This window comes from Methylobacter sp. (assembly GCF_004322395.1).
Taxonomy (GTDB): Bacteria; Pseudomonadota; Gammaproteobacteria; order Methylococcales; family Methylomonadaceae; genus Methylobacter_A.
Window position 1 is genome coordinate 1 of sequence record NZ_SCTW01000028.1, and the last position, 26650, is coordinate 26650.

Genomic DNA, 26650 nt, shown 5'->3' on the forward strand with positions numbered 1-26650 from the left:
ACTTATCCTTGATAACTTAGTAAACCTATGATGAATACCACCACTTCTTAGTAAGATTCAATCGATAATTGATTGATTATCTCCACCATAATCGGTAGCTTTACGTTTTGACACAGTCTGGGCCGACAAGCGACCGTCAAGATTGATCAAAAATTGAGAGGAGTTGGCTCTTTGTTCGTCGAGTGGTTAACGCCCCTTAGCAGTTAGTCGATAAGCTACTTCTAAAAGGAGTAACATGAAAATCACCGGCTCATCCGGTGATTTATTGGTTAAATTTCAGGTTTTATGTATTTTTTTCCATGAAAACATATTGTTGACTTGGTCCGTCCCCATTCACTGGCACTTGATAGCTATTTAATTTTTAGAATTGAGTTGACCACATGCTGCTAATACATCATCGCCTTTAGCACTTCTTATTAAAGTCGGGATTTTAAAAGTATCTAAAACTTCTTTAAACTTTTCAATTTTATCCAAATTCGGACGATTGTAATGTGATCCTGGGAATGAGTTAAAAGGAATTAAGTTTATATAAGCCCTTTTACCCGCCAGTATCGTTCCCAATTTTTCAGCATCATCTGGAGAATCATTAAAATCTTTTATCAGAATATATTCATAAGTAATAAATTGCTTTTTATTTAAAGGTATCTTGTCAATATATACTAATACTTCATCGAGCGGATATTTTATATTAATGGGAATAAGTTCATTCCTCTTTTCTTGAAAAGGCGAATGAAGAGATAACGCAAGGTTTACTCCAGGAATTTCCTGGCTCCATCTTTTAAGTCCAGGAATATAACCAGCCGTTGAAATGGTAATTTTTTGAATACCAATTGAAGTTCCGTGTTTTGATAAAAATATTTCACACGCTTTTTTGACGGCATCAAAATTATGTAAAGGTTCGCCTTGTCCCATAAAAACAATATTTAAAATTCTCTCTTCTCCAGGCCTATTTTTCGCTAACCAACGCCAAGCCTGTAGAAACTGGCCAACAATTTCACTTGTAGTCAAATTTCTTTTAAGTCCTTGTTTTCCGGTAAAACAAAAAGAACAATTCATTGCACAGCCAACCTGCGATGAAAGACAAATAGAATATTTGTTATGAAACGGAATTAGGACGGTTTCAATTTTATGATTGTCTTTAAGCTTAAAAAGAAATTTTACTGTTCGATCTTTTTTTGACTCATAAACCGTATCGATTTCGGGTAGAGAAAAGTCGAAATTATTTTGAAAAAAGGCCAATGAACATTTGGCAATTTTATCATGGCATTGAGTAGTTTCTTTTTTCTTATAATGCCAATTAAAAAGAACTGCCGCTGCTGAGGGGTTTAAATTATTTTGATTTATAACCGTTTCTAAATCAGAGTAATTTAGGTCATAAAAGGATTGTTTCAGAAAAATGTCTCCTAGTAATATCAATATTTTACCAATACCAAATAGTTTGAAATATTGGATTTGATATTGAGTTATAAACTTTTCAGTTGTAACGGCTTTATTCTGCTAACAGTGTAGCAATAGCGGATTTGGCATTACACTGTGCTATTGCTTCTGCTAGCTGTATTTCATTCAATTTATGTTTGATAGCTTCAGTGCCATTGACGCCAAATACTTGATAATCCTTTTTGGCAAAGGTACTGATTTGGCACTTCTTGAATGGCATATTTTCAAACGGCATTTTTGTATAATCCAGATTCAATGGTGCAGTCCTTTCCAAACTGGGCGCATAAATCAAAAATTCACCTTTCATCGCGAGTACAGCACGATATTGATTGACAGTGGTCAAATATAAATAGCCTACTTCAACTTCTTTTTCTTTTAATCTCATCTTGTTAAATTCCTTGATTTATTTCATTCCAATTGAGCATCTGCCGGCGCCTTTATGCACTCAACGGACGATTAAGTTCAGTGCGCCATGTATCCGGATCTGGGTTGGACTCAGGGTCTGTTAGATAGCATTCCCATAGGCTTTCTTGCACATTAAGCCCCTCGGTTTCAATCCATTTGCAAAACTCACCCCAGGCTGCACCAAGTCCTTCATAACCACCTTGATAAATAGTCCGGACAACTTTTACGGCGGGCAATTTGCTCATCTTAACGCGACCGGCAGCAGTGATTGGCTGACTAACGGGGAAACCCACCTCGAAATCAAAAATGTCGGTTGGTCTTTTCTGGTGGTAAGAAAAGCACGGTCCGGTGATGGTGGCTCCCTGGGCGGCAATGGTGGACATTATTTCAGCAATGGCCGGTCCCATGACATTGCTGATTTCAGCACGGGAAACGGTGAGATGGATGACTGCGGTTAACTGTTCTTCTGTTTGAATGAGCTGTGGTGTATCAATCATATAACCTCCTAAGATGAATATCGGGCATCGTGCCATCACGTCAATTGACTGGCAACCTTAAACATTAGTTCCTGGTCGACGGCGTTCGGTTGCGGAAGTCAGTAATAGTTTACGATCGTGCACCACAGGTGGCTTTGCTGGTCGACATGCGTAATTAGCTGGCTACCACCGCCAATTTACCTAGATAGTCGTTTTTCCTGGCTAGATATTCATCGACAAATGCTTGCATCGGCTCAGCTTCATAATCACTTGGCACACTGATCGCTAGTTTTTTAAAGCCTGTACCGACCACATCTCCGCCCGCCTTAATCTGAAAGTGTAAAAAAGCCGAAGCGCGTTTGCCGTTGACTTCCATCTTCGGTTCCAGCATTTCCACAGACGCCTGCTGAAAATCAAGATGATCAAATGACAGGGTCATGCTTTCGTAAATGACCAATGGCCGGTTAATGTTAAACATAACATTTTCCTGGGCTAATAACGGCACCAGCACATAGGGAAAATTTTGCCCTGAAAAAGCCACATAATCGCGAATAAAGCTTTCAATCAATGCTGAATCCCTACTAAGGCCTCCTGAACGTTCGACCTGCAAATAGGTTTTTCCCTGATTGTCGTTCACATCAATCTGTTCGGCATCGGTGTCCGGAAAGTTCAATAATACGTCATGTCCGACCATGCCAGAAAAGATAAAGTGCATATTTTGACTTAGGCCATATTTCTCCAATGCCATTGAAAACAACAAATCGCCTGGTACGCAAAAACGTTTGGCGTCAACATCGTGTAAAGGATTGAAATCATGTGCCACTTCTTTGGCAAACATACTGGCTTGTTCGGCGACAATACTGACACTGCCATTATGAATACTATAAAAATCTTTTAAAAACATATTGTTATTTACTAATATGGGTGCAAGGAGTAATTCTACGTTAGTAAGTGCTAATGTCCGGTTTCATTAACCAGTTCCGCAGAGAATCTGTAGGGAGCTACATCATATCCTCCTAATTAAATTCAAACAATTCTACTGCTTATAGATTAGTGTAATTAAAATGCTGCATGCGGCTGGTATGATGAGAGGCAGTTATTATCGAATAGTAGATGCTCAAAACCTAATTGAAAGAATCAAAAATGTTTTATGTTACGGAATCCTATACATTCGAAGATATTATAAAAAAATCACGATTTATCAGTGTAATTTTTCCCTGCACCAGCGATCAAGTTGTTTTGCATCAATTAAAAACGTTACAAGCCGAACATCCACACGCAAATCATATTGCCTTTGCCTACCGCATAAAAACAAATGAAGGCATTATTTATCGGTTTCATGACGCAGGTGAGCCTACAGGTACAGCAGGAAAACCGATTTTTCAATACATTGAAGGTAAAAACATCATTAATGTACTCATTGTAGTGATCCGCTATTTTGGTGGAGTGAAGCTGGGGGCCGGTGGACTTAACAGAGCTTATGGTCACATGGCGAAACAGGTGATTGATACATCGACATTACAACCTTACATAGAAATGACAACACTTCATTTCACGCTTGATTATGAAAGATTTCAGTCTTTTGATTACGCATTGAAAAAAGTTAACGGGCAAATTCTTGAGCAAGTCTTTGCCGGACAAATTCATCTAACCGTTACACTGCCTGTTGAAAAGCAATGGGACTTGGAAAGCCAATTTACTCCTGTATAACCTCTGCATGAATAAGAAACTTGATGCTAGAGTTATTATCAATGATAGACAAGATGTAATCCAAAGAAGACAGAAGGACCAGAGAGTACCAATAAAAAAGGCTCCGATCTGATCAGAGCCCTTAGAATCCATTGTGCTTAGGGGTGGAATCGAATATTCCCAATCACATGATTTAAAATGGTTCCGGTGCCGATTCCGGTAACAAGAGTTCAAAAAACTGCAATTGGAGTTCCAATGGACGAGACAGCCCCAGAAGCAGAACTACACATATAGCCAACCGGATCACCGAAGACCATTGGTGAACATCCGGTTACGACCCTTTGCCGTCGTTCAATCTCGGAAGGAATCAATGACAACTTCCATGAGTAAGCAGTCCATGGAACAGCTGTTTCTGGATATACCGTCGTCAGATGCATGCTCATTTTTCTGAGGCTTAGGTGATCTTGATTCCGACTTTAATCTGTCGATTATGGCGATTCATGAAAGCCGGTTGTCTGGTAGCTGGCTAGCAATTTCCGTAGCTTTTCAATATCGCCTGGCTTGACCAAGTATTCATCGAACCCTGAGGCGATTGACTTTTTCCGGTCATCAGGCTGTCCATAGCCTGTCAGGGCAATAAGCATGGTTCGCTCCAGTCCGTTGTTCCGTCGCAACGCTTGGGCTACCGAATAGCCGTCCATCCCAGGTAGACCGATATCCAGCAGGATGATAACGGGCCGCTCAATCCGTGCTGTTTCAAGCGCAGATATACCGTCGTAAGCTGTAAGCACCTGGTGCCCATCACTTTCGAGCAGCAAAGCGAGGCTTTCAACTACATCGCGATTGTCATCCACGACCAATATGCGGAGTTTATTTGGGCCAGGGGCCGCAGGTGCGGCAGTAATAGGCAGCGTAGAGGGGGATAGGATCAGCCGCGGCAGCCGAATCACGAATTCGCTGCCTTGTCCACGGCCAGCGCTGAATGCTTGCACATTGCCGCCATGCTTCGCCACCAGATTGTGAACGAGTGACAAACCGATGCCCAATCCTCCTTGAGAGCGGTCAATGTTGCGATCCGCTTGGTAGAACAAGTCGAACAAGTGGGATAAATCAGCCGGATCAATGCCGCTTCCGTTGTCAGAGACATGAATGCAAACTTCGTTGCCGGATGCTTCGACCGACAACCCGATATGCCCTCCTTCCTCGGTATACTTGGCGGCATTGTTAATGAGGTTCGATACTACTTGGGCCAACCGAATCCGGTCACCTTCGACCCACAGGTGTTCTGGCGGAAGCGCCAAGGAGAATGTATGCCGACGGGTATCGATCAGCGGCTGACAGGTTTCCACGGCTGGTAGAATGAAATCTCGCACCTCTAACGATTCTTTTTTAAGTTCGACCAAGCCGCGACTGATACGGGAAACATCCAGCAGGTCATCCACCAGCCGGACAAGATGTTTGACCTGGCGGTTGATGATGTCGGTGCACCAGGCTATTCGGGCCGGTTCTAAATCCGTGAGTTTCAGTATCTCCACTGCGTTGCTGATTGGCGCCAAAGGGTTGCGAAGTTCGTGCGCGAGCATCGCTAAGAACTCATCCTTATGCCGGTCTGTTTCCCGCAGTTGCCAAGCTTGTTCGGCTAAATGAGCTTCGTTTTGCTTGCGGTCGGTGATATCTTCAGCAGAGATGATAAGTCCGCCGATTGCGTCATTCTCATTGATCCATGGCATCACCGCCCAGCGTAACCAGCATTTGCTGCCATCCGCCCGGACCCACATGTCTTCGTCATCTTTCAACATGGCTCCGCTTAGACACTGCTGATGGACCTGCTTCCACTTTTCGGGCAAGTCAGGGTTTACCTGATAATGGTTACGCCCATTCAGATTGGCATAACCTCGGCTGAATTCATTGAGCCAACGCTCACTAGTTTCCAGATAGTTCATATTCCGGTCGAAAATGGCGATGGCGATGGGCGCTTGGTAAATGAAAGTTTTCAGCTGGGTTTGGGATTTTTTTAGAGCCTCCTTTGCCTTTATACGCAAAGAAATATCGACCGCCATTGGCAGTAGCCCCACTATACGACCCTCTTTGTTACGTACCGGTGATATCTGGAAATCGACGACGACGAAGTCATCGCCTATTTTCACTGTCACATCATAACGCAATGTTTGCCCTTTCAATGCAGCGTCAATTGCTTCTATTAATTGTGCCTGCACCGTTTCGTTATAAGACCAACACGGTAAATCGTAGAAGTATTGGTTGATGACATCTTCTCGGCGGTAACCAGACCAATCAAGTAAAGCGTTGTTGACTTCCAGAATTACTCCCTGGGTATCCAGCAAGACAACATAGGCAAATTGATTATCGAGGATGTTTTTTAAATGCTGCGTGCTTTCCTCTAATACACTATTTAGATCTATAGATTTTTTTAATTCTTGAGCTAATTGCTTGCGATAGCGATGCATCGCCTCAATAGAAATGGACACGACAAGCCCATCCATGAGAAACACTATGTTTCCCCCAAAGGCACGTTGCAAAACTTCCATTGAAATCGAGTAATAAGGAGGTGTAAAAAAGTATGTGGCCAAAAATGCTCCAATGCTGGTGGCCAGCAATCCCGGCTTAAATCCGCCAGCGACAGCAGCAAGGGTGACGGCAGGAAAGAATACTACGTACTGCATTCCTGCATTCAGAGGGGCAATTGAAAGGCGCATCACCAAAGCCAATGCCACCAAGACAACTGATAGCAACATATGATGAATACCGCCCCGATTCCTTGGGATGAGGAAAGGAAGGTGGGCAGCAATCCACTGTTTCAATCGATGAGCGACTATCGCTAAGGTTTTTATCATGAACTTTATTAGTTGTCTGACTGACTGGAATTGTATTCCAGTCATTGTGTTGCCCACAAAGAAATAATGCGCGTCAGCGAAATCATTCCCGATTTCATTTAGTCCACCCAACAAATGAAGGACTGCTTGCTGCCGGTGATCTGTCGTTCAGAGGGCGGCTTGGGGCTTCAATTTGAACGGCTGAAAATGGCCGAATTCTATCTTTCAGCCATCAGGCAAAACCAACCCGAAGTAGTCCATCAAAAGGAGCAGCTTATTCAATGCTGTGCTTAGGCCGAGCTATAATGCCTTGCTCGATTGATATTGGCCACGGCCATCGTACTGGAACAATCTAAACCTGGACAGGAGAACTTATGCCATTAGTAACAATTTCAATATTGAAGGGAAAGTCGCCGGAATATATCAAGGCGGTGGTTGATGGTATCAATTCGGCAGTGATCGAAGCGATGGGGTTCCCGGAGGACGACCGATACCAAATCATTCATCAGCTTGATTCAGAATGCCTGCAATTGCAAGCTCGGGAAGAAGATCGTGTGATGATGCATCTTGTTATGCGGGCAGGTAGATCTAACAAGGCAAAACAAGCTTTTTATAAAAAAGTCGTTGAAAACTTGTCGGAAAGCCCGGGCATAGATCCTGCAAATATTTTTATTACTATCACGGAAAACCATGATATTGACTGGTCGTTTCGAGATGGAGTGGCGCAGTTCGTGATTTAAGCAGTCAGAGAAGAAAGTAAACTGGCGATTGAGCAGCATCCGGCTATTGGACAAGCTCAGATAGTCACAATTGCTTGGATGCAGGAGGTAGGTAGAAAACTGCTCCTCGGCAATTGCTCCTGCATTGCTCTACCTCCTGCATCCTTGCAGTCGTCGGCAGCAGCTCCTGGGCTGCTCTACTACAGGCCTTCCATGGCCTTATGCATAAGCTGTATTCATTACATCCATGTAACTTAGCAGTTGCCGGGACACGAAGTTGTTGTCTTACTCTTCCTTCGTAAACTTCGTGTTTTCGCGGTAATATGCTTTAGTTTGATGTCTATGCGGCCCGCCTGCAAGTCTAAGCGCTTTTCGCTTTAGGCTTGTTTCCGGATTGACTGCCGCCGGGTCTGCGAAGCTGATTTGAGTTTCTGCTGGGGCGCGGTCTGCGTGGTGGCTCTGCCGGCATCGGCGGAGCAACTGCGGAAGCCTCAAAACCGGCAATTTGTTCGCGTTTAATCTCTTTACCGATCAGCTTTTCAACCAAGCGCAAGAAATTGTATTCATCATGGGATACCAGTGATATGGCTTGGCCTTCTTCGCCTGCCCGGCCGGTGCGGCCGATTCTATGAACATAATCTTCAGGCGCTCTCGGTAGCTCAAAATTGACTACATGCGGCAACAAGTTAATATCGATGCCGCGCGCGGCTACGTCGGTCGCCACCAGCACTCTGATTTCATTAGCTTTAAAGCCTGCCAATGCACTGGTTCTGGCACCCTGGCTTTTGTTGCCGTGTATCGCGGCAGCCTTAATATCAACCTTGTTGAGTTTTTCGGTGAGCCGATTAGCACCATGTTTGGTGGTAGTGAAAACCAAAACCTGTTGCCAACGATTTTCTTTTATCAGGTGGCAGAGCAGTTCTGTTTTATTCGCTTTGTTAACGAGATAAGCGACTTGCTCAACCAATTCCGCAGCAGTGTTGCGAGGAGCTACCTCGATTTTTACCGGATTAACCAAAAGCCCCGTTGTGAGTTTGCGTATATCTTCTGAAAAGGTTGCCGAAAACAGCAGATTTTGGCGTTTTCTAGGGAGCAAGGCGATAATCTTGCGAATGTCGCGGATAAAGCCCATATCCAGCATACGGTCGGCTTCATCTAGTATCAGCGTTTCTACTTGATCGAGTTTTACCGCATTCTGATTAACCAGATCCAACAATCGTCCAGGCGTGGCAACCAATATATCGACGCCGCCTCTTAATCTCATCATCTGCGGGTTGATCTTGACCCCGCCAAAAACAACTTCCGATTTCAAACGGGGATGCAGGTGCGCTCCGTACTTGCTCACCGATTCGCCTATTTGCGCTGCGAGTTCTCTGGTTGGCGTCAATATCAGCACTCTTACCGGCCGATTACTGCTGTAGGCTTTTTGCGATAAACGATGCAGGATAGGTAAAGTGAATCCTGCTGTTTTACCTGTTCCTGTTTGTGCTGCTGCCAGAACATCATGGCCGTCTAAAACGGCAGGAATAGCTTGTGATTGAATCGGAGATGGCGTGGTATAGCCGGCATCAGCAATGGCGCGCAGCAATGGGTCAGATAAACCGAGAGTGGAAAATGGCATATATTGTAGAGTCTCAATAAAAGTTTGCTGATGACAAATGTCGTACAGCGTGTGAAAAGGGTGTTGGGTTAAATAAAAACGCGGCAAAGAACAATGGTTAAGTTAATTGTATTGATTGGCGTTTTGATAAAGGGGCGGAGGCAGTTTTTTGCCACGTGTATAAGATTATGGAAGTTGTCGATTAAATGGTGCCCCGAGGCGGATTTGAACCACCGGCCTGTCCCTTAGGAGGGGACCGCTCTATCCTGCTGAGCTATCGGGGCAAAAATAAAGCCGATTTTATCATAGATGGGTATTTAATTCATTCGTTCTTCCGGGATGCATAAAAAAACCGAAAGAAAGCATTGGTTTGCAGGACGAATTAATCCCTTAAATTATAAATAATGAGAGATTTTTGCAAAGAATGATAGAGGGAAAGCTTATTAATTGCTGGGTGCGATATTGTTGTTTCTTAAAAAGAATTTTTGAATATATTGCCTGGCGGAATAAGTGGCTACACTGAAATCAGAGTATGGCTATACCGGTCGTTTTGGGTTGAACCATCGGAACCGTAAGTATTTGCAAACTCCGGTTTGCCTTTTAAAATGTCCAGCGAGCGTTTGGTGTGACGCGATAAAAGATCAATACCGGCTCCATTTTGTTCATTCAGGTTTCTGCAATCAGCACAAACAAGCATAAGCTGTGTCCAATTGCCAGTTGATTCGGCAGTTGACAAACCTGCGGTTTCAGCTCTTTTAAAATATTCTTTGATGCTTTCTTGATTATTAGGCAATTTCTCGGTTGCCAAGACTTGAGTGAGTTGTGTGTTGAACTGCTCGAGCTGCGCAACCAGTTGCTTTTTATTGGCAGCGATATTGTTAATGAGTTCAGCCTGCTGAGTCTTTTTTAGGGCGTCAGCTTCTCGATTGAGTTCCTGATGAAGCTGCTGCGCTAACTGCAGTGCATTAAAGATTAGTTTTTCCGAAATGGGGTAGGTTTTTTCTATCATAGTTATGTACTGTTTTCTTGGTGCATTAACTTTTCAAATTGGATCAATTTCTTTGCAACGTTTTCGGCGTTTACCGAGTAGTTTCCGTCAGCAAGCGCTTTTTTAATGGAGTTAACCCGGTCGATATCTACGGGCGATGCAGAAGATGAGCCAAAGGCCTTTTTTATTTCTTGCGTTGTAGTTGTAAGTGCAACGCTGTCGTCTTGTTCTGTGTTTGTAACAGCAACTTTCTTCTCACCATCAACCCCGCTTTTTGTGGGCGTATTGATGAGCGTCGGACTATTTGTTCTGCCGGTTATTTCGATAGCCATGTCAAATTCCTTGATAACTTTTATTTACGACATTTATCGGCAGTGCTACGCAAAACTTTAACTGTTATTTCTCCTGTGTGAGTTTAATAGTTAACAGAGACCAGTCCAGGCTCTATTACTGTCGCATTAATGATACGTCCCGAGTTCTGATTTTTAATGCTGATAAGTTGTCCTTTAGTGCCGTCCATCATCGCTAATCCACTCATTTTGATAGAAAAATTCGGTCTTGTTGTGCTGATAATAACCCTATCTCCTCTTTTAATAAGCTTAGGATCGGCAACATTTCTTAGGCTAAGAATGGTTCCCGCGTCTAGTTGGCGCATAACCTGTTTATTCTCAACTTGTTCTATTTGAGTGGCAAAATCTTCCCTCAGATTGGACACATCCCTTTTTTCGATAGCAAGATGTTGCTGGGTAATGATTTCGCCGCGTTGTATTGGCCGAGACAAGACAACGACCATTTGATAAGTCTTAATAATGGCGGAAGTAAAAATAGACCATTTTTTTTCTGAATTACAACGTACGCCTATCGTCGTTCTGCCCGCCTTAATTAAATTATTGGTTGTGAATACTTCCAGAGGTTCTGCACATTGAGGCAACTTCAACCGGCTATCCAATGGAATCAGAGACACTTCATATTCACCCGGCAGATTTATATTTTGATCAATATAAACTTTAACAGCTTCAGCAATAGACTCGTGCGATTGCGAGCCTTGTTCGGCATGAACTGTAAAGGAAAAAATAAAGGCCAATGCCAAAGTGAGTGGAATATTTTTTATCATTGTTAATGTCTATTTTATGACTTATATAAACTGTACAGCACGATTGATGCCAAGTTATTTTTAGTTCTTAGTCAATTTATTGACATAGGCTTTGTCTGCCCAATCTGCTTGTTCACAGTCTACTTACCACCTATCACTTTGCTGAAATAGCACGTCATACCGGCAGGGATTCACTCCGGGCAGGATAGCCCGGAGTGAATCCCTGCCGGAAAGACGTATTGGACATTCTCGTTAAACTGATAGGTGTTAAGCACAGTCTATGGGCGGCTATTTTTTGCCGAACTGTTCAAAAATATTCTAATTGTAGTTGGTTAAAGAGTAGATACAAATAAATCAAAATAAATATATCTTATTGATATTAAATGACTATATATTTATGGCATAAGCTGTGCTTTTATTCTTGTACAGGCAATTAATGAGGTAATTATCATGGCTATTAATTTTGAAACCGCACTTGGCATTGAGCCTAAGGCACTGGCTTTTCGAGAAAAACGGGGCGAGATACTGGCGGCTAATTTAGCAAACGCGGATACACCCAACTACAAGGCGCGAGACGTGGATTTTAAGTCGGTGCTAAAACAAAGTATGGCTTCAGGTACGGCCCTGGAACGCACCCATGCGGGACATATCGCACCGCAACAACAAGTATTTGGCGCAAATGTAATGTACCGGAATCCCTACCAAGTGTCATTAGACGGCAACACCGTCGAAGCTCATGTTGAGCAGGCTAAATACGCTGAAAATGCGGTGCAGTACCAAGCCAGCTTGCAGTTCATTAATAATAAATTTTCCGGCCTGATGACCGCCATAAAAGGACAATAATCATGTCTTCTTTAAGTATATTCGATATTGCCGGCAGCGGCATGAATGCCCAATCGTTAAGGCTTAATCTGGTCGCAAGCAACATCTCGAATGCGAACAGTGTAGGTAGCAGTGAAGCGGATGTATATAAATCCAGGCAACCGGTGTTTGCTGCTGAACTAAATAATGCGATCAATAAGCAGAATGCGACCAGCAAGGTGAATGTGCTGGGTGTGGTCGAGAGCCAAGATGCTCCTGTGATGGAGTATGCCCCGCATCATCCTATGGCCAATCAAGACGGTTATATCTTTAAATCGAATGTTAATACGGTTGAAGAAATGGCCAATATGATGTCGGCATCGCGCTCTTATCAAAATAATATAGAAGTGTTGAATACCGCAAAGCAAATGATGCTTCAGACTTTAAAAATGGGACAGTAAGGGGATAAAGATGGCTATTCAAAATGCAGCAAATCAATACAGCGGCTTAACCGTTACACCAAAATCGGATACGCCGCCGGCGATTAAAAAAACATCATTGGGGCAAGATCAATTTTTAAAGCTGATGACCACGCAGATGACCCATCAGGATCCCTCGCAACCCATGCAAAATGGTGAGTTTTTAACGCAAATAGCGCAGTTTGGTACGGTATCCGGCATCCAGGATCTGCAAAAATCATTTGGCGAGTTTGCCAGTTCAATCAACTCTAGTCAGGCATTGCAGGCAACGAGTTTAGTGGGGCGAAACATACTGGTGCCGGGGACGCAGGGGCTGTTGGGAGTCGGAGGTGAGATATCCGGCGATATTAATCTATCGGACAGCTCGCCTAATGTCAGTGTCAAAGTGATTAATTCAACTACCGGCGAAATTGTACAGAAAATAGATCTGGGCGCTCAAGGACCGGGAAAAGTGCCTTTTGTCTGGGATGGTGTGAATTCAAATAACTCCATGGCCAGTCCCGGTGTATATAAAATCGAAGCGACAGCCTATATCGATGGGAAAAATACCATGATGGAAACGGATATTAAATCGCAAGTCGACAGCGTCAGCATGGGAACCGGCGCCAACGGTTTAAAAGTTAACCTGACCGGATTGGACAGCGTAAATTTTAATCAAGTTAAACAAATTCTTTAGGATTGGGGGTGTAACATGGGTTTTGCAACAGCATTAAGCGGCTTAAAAGCCGCATCAACAAGTTTACAGGTAACCGGTAATAACATTGCCAACTCGCAAACCACCGGTTTTAAAGAATCTAGGGCGGAATTTGCGGATGTCTACGCCACCAGTATCGGAGGCGTCAGCAAGACTCAACCGGGCGCCGGTGTAAAAGTCACTGAAGTGGCGCAGCAATTTAATCAGGGTAATATCGAATCTACTCAAAACAGCCTCGATCTTGCGGTCAGCGGCAATGGCTTTTTTGTATTGGCTGATACTGTGAATCTTCCTGATCCGGCTAATCCATCGGCACCGGTGGATCCTTCGGTTCCCAGTGCTTATAGCCGCAATGGCGCTTTTCAGTTAAACAGTTCTGGTAATGTGGTTAATGATAAAGGCCAGTATTTACTGGCTTTTGCCCCTAACGGTACTACCGCAGCGGAAGGTTTTAGTGTTGGCGTTTTTAGGCCCCTAACGATTGATACCGCTCAAGGCTTGCCCAACGCCACCGAAAATATCAATATGAAATTGAATATCAACGGGGCTGCCAATTTACCGACAACTACGGTATTTGATCCTACCAACCCTTTGTCTTATAACAATACAACATCAATCACTACCTATGATACCCAAGGCAATGCGCATATCGCATCGACCTATTATGTAAAAACGCCGGTGGCTAATGTCTGGGATGCTTATTTATTTCTCGATGGTTATGGAATTACGACGGGGGGGCAGGCAGTACCGCCGGCAACAGCACCGGCATCGACAGTATCTTCAACCCTTAATAGTCCAGGGTTACCCATACCGATGACGTTCACCGCGTCAGGATTGCTTGATGAAGTGGGTGTTCGTGCTGCCGCCGTTAAGTCTGCAGCGATTGTGACGGCTGCGAGTACAACTGCTACGGATACTGCGGCTGCGTCTGTTTCAGCTGCGGCGGCGAATGGGGGCGCTGTAACTTGGCCACCTGTAGTTGGTGCGACTGGTCCAGCCCTAGCCGCAACCGCTCTTTCCAATGCCTTGGTGGCATCTGCATCTGCTGCCTCTGCCTCTGCGGCTGCCGCTGCTATTAACAGTATTCCCGCTACCGCAGCTCTTGCCACTACGGCTAAAACTACTGCCGCTACTGCCGCTGCATCTGCTGCGGCTTATGCTACTTCTGCGGCTCTTGTCGTTGATGCCGCTACAGCCGCTACTGCGGCTGGTCTTGCCGTTACTGCGGCCGCTAATGCTGTTCTCGCCCAGACTGCGGCCAATAACTATAACAATGCTGTTCAGGCTACCGCTGCCAGCACAGCGCAAGTGACTAAAGTGGATTTTGGAGCTATCGATTTATCAAATATCGATCCTAATATAAGCGTTGCTCCCATGGCATTCGACGTGGATTTTTTTGGCAGTACCCAGTTCGCTACGCCTTTTAGCGTTAATGGTTTGGATCAGGATGGTTTGCCTGCCGGTAATTTGACGGGTGTTGATGTAGACGCCACAGGGATTGTGTTTGCACGGTACAGTAACGGCGGCTCCAAGGCTTTGGGGCAGGTGGCGTTGGCGCGCTTTCAAAGCAATCAATCGTTGGCTAAATTAGGGGATACGTCTTGGGCCCAGACTTCAAGTTCCGGCGCGCCTATTTATGGTGCGGCCGGCGATAACAATTTCGGCGGGATTCAATCGTCGGCATTGGAAGGCTCCAATGTGGACTTGTCCGAGCAGCTGGTTAAGTTGATTATTGCACAGCAGGCTTATCAGGCTAATTCCCAAACCATCACCACCGAAAAAACCTTGATACAAACCATTTTGAATGCGTAATTAAATATTTTCTAAGTTAGTGGAATGGTGTTTGCTGTCTTATTTTTTAAAGTTCTGGTTCTAAGGTAAAGGAGAGCTGTTATGGATCGTAGTCTATATATTGCAATGAGTGGAGCCAAGCAAACATTGCTGGCTCAAACGGCAAATGCCAATAATTTGGCGAATACGCAGACTACCGGTTTCAAATCGGATTTGGAGCAGTTTCGCAGCAGACCGGTGACGGGGGCTGGTTTCCCTACCCGGGTTTATGCGATGAACGAAAAACCATGGGTCGATCTTTCTACCGGGGGCATGCAAACCACAGGGGCCGATCTGGATGTGGCGATTAACGGTGAAGGTTATCTTGCCGTTCAGGGAGCGGATGGTAAAGAAGCTTACACGCGTGCCGGAGATCTTCGCGTTACTCCGGAAGGTTTATTGCAGACCGGTGCGGGTTTGTCAGTGCTCGGACAAGATGGGCCACTTACTATTCAGCCTGCGGAAAAACTTACTATAGGCAGCGACGGCACTATCAGCATTATTCCTCTGGGTTCCGGTAATGCGACAACCCAAGTGGAGGTTGGCCGGATTAAGCTGGTTAAGTTGGAACGGGATAATCTGGAAAAGTCTAATGACGGCTTGTTGCATGCTAAAGATGGTCAGCCGGTAGCAGCCAATGCCGATGTCAGGCTGGCTCAGGGCGTTTTGGAAGGCAGCAATGTGAATGCGATTACCGCGATGGTGGACATGATTGAACTGGCAAGAAATTTTGAGTTGCAAACCAAGGTGATGAAGAGCGTGGATGAAAACTCTGCGGTGGGCGCCAGGCTGATGCAAATGGGCTAGGAAATCAAATGGGGCATGACCTAGCTAAGTAACATAAATACCCATCAGCTTGATGATCAGAATGCCGAGCCCAGCTCGGCTTTTTTTTGGAAGTCGATTTGAGTTTCGGGCGATTCAAAATAAAGATGGCACGGATCATGCTTTTGTTTAGGTAAGACAATAAATTGGCACTGAGGAGATTATCATGACAGAACGTGCATTATGGGTAGCTAAGTCCGGTCTGGATGCCCAGCAAACAAGAATGGCAGTTATTTCCAATAACTTGGCGAACGTAAACACCACCGGATTTAAACGGGGCCGGGCGGTTTTTGAAGACCTTATGTATCAGAATCTACGTCAGGTCGGCGGGCAATCTACCCAAAATACCCAGCTACCGACGGGCTTACAATTGGGAACCGGGGTAAGAACGGTCGCAACCGAAAAACTGCATACGCAGGGCAATGTTCAGCCGACCGAGAACTCCTTGGATGTGGCAATAAATGGCCGGGGGTTCCTGCAAATTCTGATGCCGAACGGCGATACCAATTATACCCGCGACGGTTCTTTTAAATTGGATGCAACAGGTCAGCTGGTTACTTCCGGCGGATTAACGCTGAATCCCGCGATCACTGTGCCTCAAGATGCAGAGAGCATCACTATCGGTACTGACGGCACGGTATCGGCTAAGTTGCCGGGCGTTGCCGCACCTAGCGTGTTAGGGCAAATCCAGACCGCTAATTTCATCAATCCTACCGGATTGGAGGCGATTGGTGAAAACCTTTATCGGGAATCCGCCGCCAGCGGCGCGCCGATAGTAGGGACACCGGGGCAAGCGGAATATGGGACTTTGATTCAAGGCTCATTGGAAACCTCCAACGTCAATGTCGTTGAGGAGTTGGTTAATATGATTGAAACGCAACGGGCTTATGAAATGAACTCCAAGGCGATTTCAACAACCGATCAGATGCTGTCCTTTGTGACGCAACAATTATAAGTTAGGGTGGACGGCATGATTACTCAAAAAACGGTTTTTACGGCGCGCGCCATGCGACGTTTTACCTTCCTCGCAGTCGTGCTGTCGCTGTTGGAGGCCTGTACACCGATACCGCCAAGAGATCCGGCATTCGCTCCGGTTGCTCCGGCTGATTTAAGGCCGCCCATACAAAACAGCGGATCAATCTATCAATCCGGTTACGATACGCGTCTGTTTGAAGATCAAACGGCAAAAAGGATCGGGGATGTGCTGACCATTACGCTGCTGGAAAGAACGCAGGCAAAAAAGGCTGCCGATCTTGACACTAAAAAAGACACCAATATGTCAGTTACCGCGCCCTCGATGTATACCTTGGGGGCACAAATGCTGAGCGGTCAAGATATTAACGCCAGTCTGAGGGCGAACAGAGAATTTACCGGGGAAGCTAAGGCCGATCAAAGCAATAGTTTAAGCGGCAATATTTCTGTCACGGTTGTCGATGTGTTGCCAAACGGCAATTTAAGTGTGCGGGGCGAAAAAAGAGTCACTTTAAATCAGGGAGATGAATTCATCAGGCTGTCCGGCATCGTCAGGCCGGTCGATATAAACTCAGCCAATATTATCACCTCCGACAAAGTGGCCGATGTAACGATTATGTACGTAGGCGAGGGCGCCCTGGCCGACGCAAGTAAAATGGGTTGGCTGGCAAGGGTCCTGAACAGCCCCTGGTTCCCATTCTAAGATAAGGATAAGGATATGAACACATTACCTAAGCATGTTATCTTTTTAGCCTTGCTGGGCATCGTCTTCAGCGATGCGGTTCATGCCGAGCGCATTAAGGATATTGCCTCTATCGAGGGCGTACGCAGCAACCAGCTGGTAGGCTACGGCTTGGTGGTCGGGCTGGATAAATCCGGCGATAAAACGAACTTCACCGGGCAAAGCTTGCGCAATATGTTGACGCGTCTTGGCATTACTTTGCCTCCGGGTATTGACCCTAAAGCCAAAAACATTGCGGCAGTCTCTGTCCAAGCCGAACTTCCGCCTTTTGCCAAACCGGGTCAAGCAATTGATGTCACCGTTTCCTCTCTGGGCGATGCAAAAAGTTTACGGGGCGGGACCTTGTTGATGAGTCCTTTGAAAGGGGCTGACGGACAGGTTTATGCGATCGCTCAGGGCAGTCTGGTTGTCAGCGGCTTGAGTGCTTCAGGCCAGGACGGTTCGAGCGTAACCGTCAATAATCCCAATGTGGGCCGCATTCCCAACGGCGCAACCGTCGAGCGTACGGTAAACACTTCTTTTGCTGAAGGCGATGCATTGATTTTTAATTTGCATACTTCGGATTTTACTACGGCCAACCGCATGGCGGACTCCATCAACAAAGTTTTGGGTGCTAATACGGCAAAAGCGCTCGATGCCACTTCTGTTAGGGTCAATGCACCGGTAGATCCCAATCAAAAAGTGACATTTGCTTCAGTGGTCGAAAATATGGTGGTTATTCCGGACGATGCACCGGCGCGTGTTATCGTTAACTCGCGTACCGGAACTGTCGTGATTAACGGTAAGGTCAGGGTGCAGCCTGCGGCGGTGTCTCATGGCAGTTTGACAGTCACTATCAGTGAAGATCCTCAGGTCAGTCAGCCAAACGCATTTTCCAATGGTCAGACAGTCGTTACACCGAAATCCAACCTGAAGATTGAAGAAGAAAAAAACCATATGTTTGTATTTAATCCCGGCGTTTCCTTGGATGAAATTGTTAAGGCAGTCAATAACGTAGGCGCTGCGCCTAGCGATTTGGTGGCTATTCTTGAAGCATTGAAGTCGGCCGGTTCTTTGCATGCCGAATTAATTGTTATCTAAAGTTGTTGTTGATCGTGGCGGATTGCTATCGCGAATCCGTCTTACGAGGAGGTTGTTATGTTAAGTGGACCACAAAATGCCGATGTTTATACCGACTTTAACGGTTTGGCTAAATTAAAGGGCCAAGCCCGAAAAGAGTCTCCTGAAGCATTGAAAGAAGTTGCCAAGCAATTCGAATCGATTTTTTTAAACAACGTGCTTAAAAGTATGCGTGAAGCCAAGCTGGCGGATGGCGCTATGGACAATAATCAAAGCAAATTCTACAACGATATGTATGACCAGCAGCTAGCCGTACATTTGTCGGGTTCTCCCGGCGTTGGCTTAGCTGACTTAATCGTCAAGCAACTGAGCCATGATAAGTCTAAAAACGAGAAACAGGATATTGAAGACTATCTGAATAAGTCGGGAGGCTTATCACGAAGCGGTTCTGAACAGGCTCATGCCGTTAATCGGCAAGTAAGCGGTAAATCTGCCGGCTCTACAGATGATCAGGCTAAGATCACTCCTTATATACAAGACGGAACTCCGTTTAATAAGATGGTTGAATTTCCATTCAACAATGATCACAACCTGCCGATACAATCTGCGGAAGAGTTTGTCAGAAGACTGCATCCCTTAGCTGTCCAGGCGGCCAAGGAGTTGGGCGTGGAACCCAAAGTTATTTTGGCGCAAGCGGCTTTGGAAAGCGGCTGGGGACGTTCGGTAATAAAAAACAGCAATGGCGGCAACAGTTTTAACTTGTTTAACATTAAGGCCGATAAAGCGTGGCAGGGCAAGCAAGCGCAAGTGGCTACCTTGGAATTTGACCAAGGTATCGCTAAAAAAGTTAATGCCGGATTTAGGTCTTACGATTCATTCGAGGAAAGTTTTAAGGATTATGTAGACTTCATAAAAAGTAATCCTCGTTATGGCGATGCATTAAAAAAAGCGGGCAATGCGGAACAATATATGCGTGAGTTACAACGGGCGGGTTATGCAACCGACCCGCAATACGCCAATAAGGTAATAAGCATTTACCAAGGTAATACGATGGACGAATTTGAACCTGATGTCATCGTGGCGATGAATCAATGAACAAATTAAGTTTTGTCTCTAACCTTTAGAATAGGACGCTATCATGTATGGATTATTATCAACATCGTTGACAGGTCTGATGGCCGCCCAGCGTTCATTGGAGACAGTTAATCATAATATTTCCAATGTAAATACCGAAGGTTATAGCCGCCAGCGCATAGAGCAAGGTACCATGCCGGCGCGATTTACCGGCGATGGTTATATCGGTCAAGGCGTTGATGTTACCAATGTCACGCGCAGTTACGACCAGTTTGTTAATAAGCAATTGAGCTCCAGCCTCTCGGCGTTTGGAGAGGTGGATCGATACCATCAGCTTGCTACACATGTTGACAATATAATGGCCGACCCTAGTACCGGTATGGCTCCGGCCTTGAATCGTTTTTTTGATGCGATGAATGAGGTTGCGGATGATCCGTCATCAGTCCCATCCCGGCAAGTATTGTTATCTGAAGCCGAACTTTTAACACAGGGCTTCAATACAATGGGCTTTAGGTTTGAAGAGATACGCACGCAGAATAATAATGATATATCGGGAATGATTGCCGATATCAACTCGTTGGCCAAATCAATAGCTGAGATTAATGTGCAGCTCATATATGACTTAGGCAGAGGACAAGGCTTGAGGCATCCCAATGACTTGCTTGATCAGCAGGATGCTTTGCTTTCAAAGCTATCCAAAATCGTTAATGTCTCAGTCGTTCCGCAAGCGGATGGTAGCTCCAGCGTTTTTATCGGCAATGGACAGACTCTGGTTATTGGTGGCAAATCGGCGGAATTTACTACGCTTCAATCTGAATTTGATCCAAACCGGCTGGAAATCGGCTTTAAAGCAACCAATGGCGTCATCAATGTAACTAACCAGATCACTGGCGGTTCACTAGCGGGCTCATTGCGGTTTCGGGATGAAGTATTGGATCCGGCACAGCAAAAATTGGGCAGGGTTGCAGCAGGCCTGGCGATGGAGATTAACGCGCTTCATGAAAAAGGTTTTGATCTGAACGGTACGGCCGGATCGGCATTATTTAACTTTTCCGGTGTTGAGGTTCCTGTTGCTCCGAGCTCGCTTAATGCAGGCAATGCAGTCGTTAATGTTAATTTTCAGGATGTTAATGCAAAGCCATCGGCCGCTGGAAACCTGGATTTTAGCGATTTTAAATTAAGTTATGTTAATGCCGGCGGCGGTGTTGATTACACGCTGACCAGAATTCGCGACAATCAGGTGATTAATCTTACGGCCACCACGGTGGCAGGTATTTCTACCTTGTCGTTTGCAGCAACTCAGCCGGCGAATATCGATGCAACCGATTTACCGGGCATTGATATAACAGTTGATATAAGCGGGGGGAAAACTATATCGGTCGGGGATCAATTTATGGCCAGGCCGACCTATAGTGCGGCCCAGAGAATCGGGGTTGCTATTTCCGATCCCAGAAAAGTAGCGGCAGCCACCAATGTAGAAGTCGATCCGGTGACCAACCAGCCGGTGCTGGACGGATTGGGTAATCCCGTTATTATCAACGGAGCAATGCCCAGCGATAATAGGAATGCATTACAATTGGCCGATCTCAGGAATAAATTAAGTATGTTAGGCGGGAAAGCTTCATTTAATGATACTTACAGCCAAATTGTTTCAGGTGTCGGAACCTTGACGCGGGCTTCTGAACTGAGTTCTTCGGCGCAGGAAGCGCTATTAAATCAGGCAAAGGAAAGCCGAGAAGGCTTGGCAGGGGTAAATTTGGATGAGGAGGCCGCTAGTTTAGTAAAGTTTCAACAAGCTTATCAGGCATCCGCGCAATCTATTTCAGTGGCTAAGTCCTTATTTGATACTTTGATAGGCGCAGTTAGGTAGGAGCGATAGCAATGAGAATTTCAACAGCATGGGCACAACAACTGAGTGTTAACGCAATGGCCGGTCAGCAAACTAAGCTGGCTAAGATACAGCAGCAAATAAGCTCCGGACTTAAAGTATCAACACCGGCTGAAGATCCTGCGGCAGCGGTAAGGGTGCTGAATTTAGATAAGACGATTGCAAAAACAGAGCAGCATCAAAATAATATTTCTACAGCCCGCGGGCGGCTTAATCTTGAGGAGTCTGCGCTGGAAACGGCGAATAACATCATATTCCGCGCCAAAGACCTGACCGTTCAAGCTAAGAACGATATCCTAAGTGCCAGTGACAGGCGATCGATCAAATTTGAAATAGACCGCTTAATTGAGCAAATGGCCGGTGTAGCAAACACTCAGAATGCCAATGGCGAATTCATTTTTTCAGGCGATCTATCGACCGTACCGGCTTTTGCGAAACAAGCTACAGGGGAATACGTTTATCAAGGCGGTACGCAGCAGCGGGTTCTGCAAATAGGTGCCGCAAGGCAAGTAGCTGATGGCGATCTAGGGTTTAATGTATTTGAAAATATCAGTTCAAGCAGTCCGACTGCTAACGAAAATGGCAAGCGCAGTATTTTTAATACTTTAAAGGCGTTGTCCGATGGATTGGGTGCGTCGCTTAATCCCACTTCCGGCGTAATAACCGGTGACCGGTTCTTGCGCTATGGGTTGGATTATTCTGCGGCGACAATTCAATTCAATTTGGTTGCCAATCCGGGACCGGTTACCGCACCAATAGATTTGAGTGGTTTAACGTTCGCAAGCATCGATGACGTTGTTGCTGAGATTAATACGCAAATAGGCGCTTTATCTACTGATATTCAAGCGCGAAGCAACGGTAATAGAATTGAGTTTGCTTCGGTAGCCACAGGGGCGGTCTCCAATATAAAAATCAACAATACATCAGGCACATTCTTAACGGATGCCGGTTTTAGCAACGGTCAAATCAATTCAGGGGTTAATGCGCAAACCTTTCAAAGCCAACTTGGCGGTGTGTTAGGCGATCTTGATGCGGCACTGGATAATTTTTTGGAAATAAGAACCAGTGTCGGAGCGAGGATGAATGCTTTGGATAATCAAGAAGCCCAAAATGAAAAATTTGTTCTAGACACTAAGACAACGCTTTCTGAGACTCACGACCTTGATTACGCCGATGCAATCAGCAGGTTTCAACTGCAATCTACTGCTTTGCAGGCCGCTCAACAAACTTTTGCCAAAGTGAAAGGATTATCGCTGTTTAATTATCTCTAACTTAGGGCTTTTTCGAATTCTGTTTTTAATCAGTAAATAATCCTATCTCATTACGGGGACTCGTCGGCTGAGTTCAGTTCTTTTACAGTCCCGTACCTTTTCGGGTTTGAAGTCCTCGATAATCGAGGTTGTGCATATTGAGTTATACTTAAAGCCTATCTACAAAATCAGGCTAATAAGGCTATAACACAATGAATAACCGGAGCATTAAGTCATGTTTGATCTTTGCCCACCGTGGCGCTAACAAGGAGGCTTTCGAAGGAGGTATAGCAATTGCCGAAAACACCCGAGCCGCCTTTAACAGAGCACTGAAATATTCGATTGACGGTATCGAAACGGACGTGCAACTAAGTCTGGATGAGGTGCCTGTGCTTTGGCATGATTGGGAGCTGGATAAATTGGGGCATCAGGGGAAATGCATCGACGATTTTAATTTCGAGCAGCTTCAAAAAATGGATTTTGCAGGATATTGCTCGCCCGATGCATTAGCTGAAGGCGCTTTGAGTCTTCAGGAGTTTATCGACAGTTACCGGGGGCGTTGCGGCCTGGATATTGAGCTTAAAAGCCGCGACGGGGAATCGCAACTACGCTTTCAAAACAAGATACTGAAAATGCTGGCTGTCATCGGCCCATCGGCTGCCGATGACGGCGTATTTATCTCTTCATTCAGTTTACCCGGCCTGATTTTTGCCAACCGGCACGCGCCGGATTTGCCGCTTTACTATCTGCTGTCCGACCACCATACTCAGGCCGACATTGAGCAATTCCTGAAAGACTACAGCTTTCTTGCCGGGTTTTGCCTGCCCATCGACATTCATAACGATTCCATTGCAAAGCTTTTGCGAGAGCAGGGCAAAGGTGTTGGCGTTTACACCTGCAACAATGAGCAGGATATTCAAAAAGCGCTGGATCTGAAGGTCAATATCCTGATTACCGATTACCCGCAGCTGGCATTGCAGATGCGAGATAAGTGAAACGGGACTTTGCGCAACTGGCCGACCGGCATTTCGATGTGCTGGTTTGCGGCGGCGGCATTTACGGCGCCTGGACAGCGTATGATGCCGCTTTGCGAGGCCTTAAGGTCGCTATCGTCGACCAAGGCGACTGGGCTTCGGGAACCTCGTCCGCTTCCAGCAAGCTGATACATGGCGGCTTGCGCTATCTGGAATCCTTGGATTTCAAACTGGTTAAAAAAGCTTTGCGCGAACGCGAAATGTTGAAAAAAGCCGCGCCGCACCGCGTCTGGCCGTTACGTTTTGGCGTTCCGGTGTTTAAGGACAGCAGGCTAAACAGTATCCGCCTGAAATTAGGTTTGCTGTTGTACGATTTTTTGGCCGGAACGTTTAACTCCAAGCAAGCCCATCGTCATTTTAGCCGGGCCGCATTCGCGGAGCGCTTTCCCTGTCTCAATCCTGCTTTATTAACCGGCGGATTTACCTATGCCGACGCACAGACCGACGATGCCCGCCTGGTTTTGGAATTGATCGACGGCGCGTTATCGGCCGGGGCGGTATGCCTGAATTACTGTAAAGCGACCGGGTTTATTGAAGATAAAGGACGAGTTTGTGGCGTTAAAGTTCAAGATAGCGTCGGCGGCAAAACAGCCACCGTTTACGCCCGTCAAATTGTTAACGCCATCGGTCAATGGACGGTTGAAAGCGAATGCAGATTAACGAAAGGCGTGCATTTAATCTTGCCCAAAGTGCTCGGCAATGAAGCGTTATTATTAACCGCGAAAGCGGACGGCCGGGTGTTTTTTATGATTCCGTGGTACGGCCTGACGCTGCTGGGCACTACCGATACCGATTATACGGGTGATGTCGATCAGGTCCGCGTTGAACCGGAAGAAGTCGGTTATCTGCTGACCGAGGCTAATCGCGTGCTGAGTGTAAATTGGACTGAAACCGATATTATTGGCCGATATGCAGGATTGCGCGTTTTAAAACAGAGTTCAAAAGCAGCGCCCTCGGCCGTCAGCCGCGACTGGGAGCTGAAAGTCGCCGATAACGGACTGCTGACTTCCATCGGAGGAAAAATCACTTCCGCGCGGGAAGATGCGGCTCAAATCGTCAATACGCTTTGCGCTTACTTAGGCGTCAACGCATCTTGCCGCACCGGAGGCAAATTATTTCCGTGGCTACCGGATCAGGATTATCGGCAGTGGTCGGATGCGGCTTTGGGCAAAGCCGTAGCGCTGGGTATAGACAACGAAAGCGCCCAATGGCTGATACGTCGACATGCAAAACGCGTATCGACGGTTTTTCAATTAATAGAAAATAATGCTTCACTGGCAAAGCGGATAACGCCCACGTTGCCTTTTATAGTCGCCGATTTGGTATTTTGCGCCGGTAATGAAATGGTTGTGCATCTGGAAGACTTGCTCCGGCGACGGATTCCGTTGCTAATCCTGGCGAAAATGACCCGGGCCGAATTGCGGTATATCGCCGAAATCGTTGCAACAACGCTGGGTTGGGATGAGGCAACCTTAAATAGCGAACTTGAACTGTGCATTAAAAAATACGAGTGCTGACTTGGAAAATCAGAGTTATACAAGCTAGTCCACGAAAAACACGAAAGTATTTAAAATTGCCAAAGAGTGAATCGCGGTGTAATGCAACGCAGACTTTTTCGTGTCTTTCGTGCTTTTCGTGGACAAAATATTGTTTCAAGGTCCCCGCCTCCAATCTATCGATGCGACAGCGCCTCATTTAACGCAGCAGGAAGATTGTCGTATTGAAACTTGAATCCCTGCGCTAACAGCCGTTCAGGCATCACGCGCTGACTGCCCAATAGCAACTGCGACATTTCGCCGAGCAGCATTTTTAATAGGCAAGCCGGAACCGTCAGTAGGGCAGGGCGATTCAGGCATTGCGCCAATATCCGGGTGAATTCGGCATTGGTGACAGGATTCGGAGCAGTCGCGTTATAAGCGCCGTGCATCGTTGAATCGGCAATCATGGCCAGGGCGATATTGATCCAGTCCTGACGGTGAATCCATGATATCCATTGCCGCCCGCTGCCCAAACGTCCGCCCAATCCCAAGCGGAACCCCGGTAACATGCGTTGCAGAAACCCGCCGCCGTCGGCAATGACTAATCCGGATCTTATCAGGCAAACCCTGACGCCAAACTGTTCGGCTTGTTTTGCGGCAGTTTCCCAATCGGCGCAAAGCTGTTGCGAGAAATCTTCATAGGGAGTTGATTGTTCGGTTAACACAGTGTCGCCCTGATTGCCGTAATAGCCGATGGCGGAACCGTTGATTAACAACTCGGGTTTAACAGTCATTTGAGCGATGGATGATATTAACTGCTCAGTCAGCCTAATACGGCTATCCCTGATCAGCTGTTTCCTATCTTCGCTCCAACGAACATCAAGAATCGGCGCTCCGGCAAGATTGATGATGACCTGATAATTGTCTTCCGCTTTAAGGTGCGCCAGACTACTCAACGCATTAACTCCCGAACCGCATATTTGGGCTACCTTATCTGGGCTACGGCTTAATACCGTAACGCCATGGCCTTGCTCGACCAAACGTTTAGTCAATGCACTGCCAATAAACCCGGTACCGCCAGTAATAAGAATATTCATAATCGTGTCCTCATAACCAGTAATTTGGGTGGCAAACCTTTTATCAATGTCCAATAGTCAATTTTAGTGAGAATACAATATAAATCTTAGAAATTTATTAATCAAAATTCAGAGATAAAAAAAGGGGCTTAAAAAGCCCCAAATGAGCGCACCTCAAACTTGTCGCGCAGGTGTTAATAGTGATTATTT

Annotated in this window: 25 protein-coding genes and 1 tRNA gene; 15 read left to right on the forward strand and 11 right to left on the reverse strand. The window is 45.9% G+C overall.

Annotation, left to right across the window (positions count from 1 at the left end; genetic code table 11):
• Window positions 1-354 precede the first annotated feature (354 nt).
• The 4 genes from rlmN to EPO18_RS03670 form a co-directional block, all read right to left on the reverse strand.
• Window positions 355-1416 (reverse strand): dual-specificity RNA methyltransferase RlmN, encoded by a 1062-nt coding sequence (gene rlmN / locus EPO18_RS03655; RefSeq protein ID WP_292430653.1) that lies wholly within the window; start codon window positions 1414-1416, stop codon window positions 355-357.
• 73 nt (window positions 1417-1489) lie between these two features.
• The gene (locus EPO18_RS03660; protein ID WP_292430656.1) at window positions 1490-1822 is read right to left on the reverse strand and encodes a hypothetical protein; all 333 of its coding nucleotides are present in this window, start codon (window positions 1820-1822) and stop codon (window positions 1490-1492) included.
• A gap of 52 nt (window positions 1823-1874) precedes the next feature.
• A complete protein-coding gene (locus tag EPO18_RS03665; protein ID WP_292430660.1) occupies window positions 1875-2339 on the reverse strand; it encodes a GyrI-like domain-containing protein in 465 nt (154 codons plus the stop codon).
• Window positions 2340-2493: 154 nt separating this feature from the next.
• A complete protein-coding gene (locus EPO18_RS03670; RefSeq protein WP_292430662.1) occupies window positions 2494-3222 on the reverse strand; it encodes a DUF3581 domain-containing protein in 729 nt (242 codons plus the stop codon).
• Between the two features lie 224 nt (window positions 3223-3446).
• Between EPO18_RS03670 and EPO18_RS03675 the strand changes: the two genes are divergently transcribed.
• Window positions 3447-4028 (forward strand): IMPACT family protein, encoded by a 582-nt coding sequence (locus EPO18_RS03675; RefSeq protein ID WP_472850872.1) that lies wholly within the window; start codon window positions 3447-3449, stop codon window positions 4026-4028.
• A gap of 467 nt (window positions 4029-4495) precedes the next feature.
• On the opposite strand, the gene EPO18_RS03680 is transcribed toward EPO18_RS03675, so the two are convergent.
• Window positions 4496-6904 carry a hybrid sensor histidine kinase/response regulator gene (locus EPO18_RS03680; RefSeq protein ID WP_292430665.1) on the reverse strand — a complete coding sequence of 803 codons (2409 nt, stop codon included), beginning with the start codon at window positions 6902-6904 and terminating at the stop codon, window positions 4496-4498.
• A 308-nt stretch (window positions 6905-7212) separates the two neighbouring features.
• Here EPO18_RS03680 and EPO18_RS03685 point away from each other — a divergent pair, with 308 nt between their 5' ends.
• Window positions 7213-7578 (forward strand): tautomerase family protein, encoded by a 366-nt coding sequence (locus tag EPO18_RS03685; protein WP_292430669.1) that lies wholly within the window; start codon window positions 7213-7215, stop codon window positions 7576-7578.
• A 340-nt stretch (window positions 7579-7918) separates the two neighbouring features.
• Here the strand turns inward: EPO18_RS03685 and EPO18_RS03690 are convergent, their stop codons facing one another.
• From EPO18_RS03690 to flgA, 5 genes are all read right to left on the reverse strand, one after another.
• Window positions 7919-9178, reverse strand: a complete 1260-nt coding sequence (locus tag EPO18_RS03690) for a DEAD/DEAH box helicase (RefSeq protein WP_292430672.1) — start codon at window positions 9176-9178, stop codon at window positions 7919-7921.
• Window positions 9179-9364: 186 nt separating this feature from the next.
• A tRNA-Arg gene (locus EPO18_RS03695) sits at window positions 9365-9441 on the reverse strand.
• Between the two features lie 230 nt (window positions 9442-9671).
• Window positions 9672-10166: a flagella synthesis protein FlgN gene (locus EPO18_RS03700; RefSeq protein ID WP_292430675.1), complete on the reverse strand. Its 495-nt coding sequence runs from the start codon at window positions 10164-10166 to the stop codon at window positions 9672-9674.
• 2 nt (window positions 10167-10168) lie between these two features.
• The gene (gene flgM, locus EPO18_RS03705; protein ID WP_292430678.1) at window positions 10169-10477 is read right to left on the reverse strand and encodes a flagellar biosynthesis anti-sigma factor FlgM; all 309 of its coding nucleotides are present in this window, start codon (window positions 10475-10477) and stop codon (window positions 10169-10171) included.
• Between the two features lie 83 nt (window positions 10478-10560).
• Entirely contained in the window at window positions 10561-11259 is a 699-nt protein-coding gene (gene flgA / locus EPO18_RS03710) for a flagellar basal body P-ring formation chaperone FlgA (RefSeq protein WP_292430681.1), read from the reverse strand.
• Window positions 11260-11688: 429 nt separating this feature from the next.
• Here flgA and flgB point away from each other — a divergent pair, with 429 nt between their 5' ends.
• The 13 genes from flgB to EPO18_RS03775 all read left to right on the forward strand — a co-directional run bounded on the left by flgB (window position 11689) and on the right by EPO18_RS03775 (window position 25403).
• Window positions 11689-12081, forward strand: coding sequence for a flagellar basal body rod protein FlgB (gene flgB, locus EPO18_RS03715; RefSeq protein WP_292430684.1), 393 nt, complete (start codon window positions 11689-11691; stop codon window positions 12079-12081).
• A 2-nt stretch (window positions 12082-12083) separates the two neighbouring features.
• A complete protein-coding gene (gene flgC / locus EPO18_RS03720) occupies window positions 12084-12500 on the forward strand; it encodes a flagellar basal body rod protein FlgC (protein WP_292430687.1) in 417 nt (138 codons plus the stop codon).
• A gap of 10 nt (window positions 12501-12510) precedes the next feature.
• Window positions 12511-13194, forward strand: a complete 684-nt coding sequence (locus EPO18_RS03725) for a flagellar hook assembly protein FlgD (RefSeq protein ID WP_292430689.1) — start codon at window positions 12511-12513, stop codon at window positions 13192-13194.
• A 15-nt stretch (window positions 13195-13209) separates the two neighbouring features.
• Window positions 13210-15024, forward strand: a complete 1815-nt coding sequence (locus EPO18_RS03730) for a flagellar hook protein FlgE (RefSeq protein WP_292430692.1) — start codon at window positions 13210-13212, stop codon at window positions 15022-15024.
• An 81-nt stretch (window positions 15025-15105) separates the two neighbouring features.
• On the forward strand, window positions 15106-15849 hold the full coding sequence (flgF, locus tag EPO18_RS03735; protein WP_292430695.1) for a flagellar basal-body rod protein FlgF: 744 nt from the start codon (window positions 15106-15108) through the stop codon (window positions 15847-15849).
• 184 nt (window positions 15850-16033) lie between these two features.
• Window positions 16034-16822 (forward strand): flagellar basal-body rod protein FlgG, encoded by a 789-nt coding sequence (gene flgG / locus EPO18_RS03740; protein WP_292430698.1) that lies wholly within the window; start codon window positions 16034-16036, stop codon window positions 16820-16822.
• A 15-nt stretch (window positions 16823-16837) separates the two neighbouring features.
• On the forward strand, window positions 16838-17542 hold the full coding sequence (flgH, locus tag EPO18_RS03745) for a flagellar basal body L-ring protein FlgH (protein WP_292430701.1): 705 nt from the start codon (window positions 16838-16840) through the stop codon (window positions 17540-17542).
• Between the two features lie 15 nt (window positions 17543-17557).
• Window positions 17558-18661: a flagellar basal body P-ring protein FlgI gene (locus tag EPO18_RS03750; RefSeq protein ID WP_292430704.1), complete on the forward strand. Its 1104-nt coding sequence runs from the start codon at window positions 17558-17560 to the stop codon at window positions 18659-18661.
• 57 nt (window positions 18662-18718) lie between these two features.
• On the forward strand, window positions 18719-19735 hold the full coding sequence (gene flgJ / locus EPO18_RS03755) for a flagellar assembly peptidoglycan hydrolase FlgJ (RefSeq protein WP_292430707.1): 1017 nt from the start codon (window positions 18719-18721) through the stop codon (window positions 19733-19735).
• A 43-nt stretch (window positions 19736-19778) separates the two neighbouring features.
• Window positions 19779-21584: a flagellar hook-associated protein FlgK gene (flgK, locus tag EPO18_RS03760; RefSeq protein ID WP_292430710.1), complete on the forward strand. Its 1806-nt coding sequence runs from the start codon at window positions 19779-19781 to the stop codon at window positions 21582-21584.
• 11 nt (window positions 21585-21595) lie between these two features.
• Window positions 21596-22873, forward strand: a complete 1278-nt coding sequence (gene flgL, locus EPO18_RS03765) for a flagellar hook-associated protein FlgL (RefSeq protein WP_292430712.1) — start codon at window positions 21596-21598, stop codon at window positions 22871-22873.
• A gap of 191 nt (window positions 22874-23064) precedes the next feature.
• The gene (locus tag EPO18_RS03770) at window positions 23065-23847 is read left to right on the forward strand and encodes a glycerophosphodiester phosphodiesterase (protein WP_292430714.1); all 783 of its coding nucleotides are present in this window, start codon (window positions 23065-23067) and stop codon (window positions 23845-23847) included.
• Window positions 23844-25403 carry a glycerol-3-phosphate dehydrogenase/oxidase gene (locus tag EPO18_RS03775; RefSeq protein WP_292430717.1) on the forward strand — a complete coding sequence of 520 codons (1560 nt, stop codon included), beginning with the start codon at window positions 23844-23846 and terminating at the stop codon, window positions 25401-25403. The genes EPO18_RS03770 and EPO18_RS03775 overlap by 4 nt, the downstream gene beginning before the upstream one ends.
• Before the next feature lie 155 nt (window positions 25404-25558).
• On the opposite strand, the gene EPO18_RS03780 is transcribed toward EPO18_RS03775, so the two are convergent.
• Complete coding sequence (locus EPO18_RS03780) at window positions 25559-26461, reverse strand: TIGR01777 family oxidoreductase (RefSeq protein ID WP_292430720.1); 903 nt, start codon at window positions 26459-26461, stop codon at window positions 25559-25561.
• Between the last annotated feature and the right edge of the window lie 189 nt (window positions 26462-26650).

Coding starts and splice junctions, on each gene's coding strand:
- EPO18_RS03660 (WP_292430656.1), bottom strand. CDS start 1,822: ATGAGATTAAAAGAAAAAGAAGTTGAAGTAGGCTATTTATATTTGACC.
- EPO18_RS03665 (WP_292430660.1), bottom strand. CDS start 2,339: ATGATTGATACACCACAGCTCATTCAAACAGAAGAACAGTTAACCGCA.
- EPO18_RS03670 (WP_292430662.1), bottom strand. CDS start 3,222: ATGTTTTTAAAAGATTTTTATAGTATTCATAATGGCAGTGTCAGTATT.
- EPO18_RS03680 (WP_292430665.1), bottom strand. CDS start 6,904: ATGACTGGAATACAATTCCAGTCAGTCAGACAACTAATAAAGTTCATG.
- EPO18_RS03685 (WP_292430669.1), top strand. CDS start 7,213: ATGCCATTAGTAACAATTTCAATATTGAAGGGAAAGTCGCCGGAATAT.
- EPO18_RS03690 (WP_292430672.1), bottom strand. CDS start 9,178: ATGCCATTTTCCACTCTCGGTTTATCTGACCCATTGCTGCGCGCCATT.
- EPO18_RS03700 (WP_292430675.1), bottom strand. CDS start 10,166: ATGATAGAAAAAACCTACCCCATTTCGGAAAAACTAATCTTTAATGCA.
- flgM (WP_292430678.1), bottom strand. CDS start 10,477: ATGGCTATCGAAATAACCGGCAGAACAAATAGTCCGACGCTCATCAAT.
- flgA (WP_292430681.1), bottom strand. CDS start 11,259: ATGATAAAAAATATTCCACTCACTTTGGCATTGGCCTTTATTTTTTCC.
- flgB (WP_292430684.1), top strand. CDS start 11,689: ATGGCTATTAATTTTGAAACCGCACTTGGCATTGAGCCTAAGGCACTG.
- flgC (WP_292430687.1), top strand. CDS start 12,084: ATGTCTTCTTTAAGTATATTCGATATTGCCGGCAGCGGCATGAATGCC.
- EPO18_RS03725 (WP_292430689.1), top strand. CDS start 12,511: ATGGCTATTCAAAATGCAGCAAATCAATACAGCGGCTTAACCGTTACA.
- EPO18_RS03730 (WP_292430692.1), top strand. CDS start 13,210: ATGGGTTTTGCAACAGCATTAAGCGGCTTAAAAGCCGCATCAACAAGT.
- flgF (WP_292430695.1), top strand. CDS start 15,106: ATGGATCGTAGTCTATATATTGCAATGAGTGGAGCCAAGCAAACATTG.
- flgG (WP_292430698.1), top strand. CDS start 16,034: ATGACAGAACGTGCATTATGGGTAGCTAAGTCCGGTCTGGATGCCCAG.
- flgH (WP_292430701.1), top strand. CDS start 16,838: ATGATTACTCAAAAAACGGTTTTTACGGCGCGCGCCATGCGACGTTTT.
- EPO18_RS03750 (WP_292430704.1), top strand. CDS start 17,558: ATGAACACATTACCTAAGCATGTTATCTTTTTAGCCTTGCTGGGCATC.
- flgJ (WP_292430707.1), top strand. CDS start 18,719: ATGTTAAGTGGACCACAAAATGCCGATGTTTATACCGACTTTAACGGT.
- flgK (WP_292430710.1), top strand. CDS start 19,779: ATGTATGGATTATTATCAACATCGTTGACAGGTCTGATGGCCGCCCAG.
- flgL (WP_292430712.1), top strand. CDS start 21,596: ATGAGAATTTCAACAGCATGGGCACAACAACTGAGTGTTAACGCAATG.
- EPO18_RS03770 (WP_292430714.1), top strand. CDS start 23,065: ATGAATAACCGGAGCATTAAGTCATGTTTGATCTTTGCCCACCGTGGC.
- EPO18_RS03780 (WP_292430720.1), bottom strand. CDS start 26,461: ATGAATATTCTTATTACTGGCGGTACCGGGTTTATTGGCAGTGCATTG.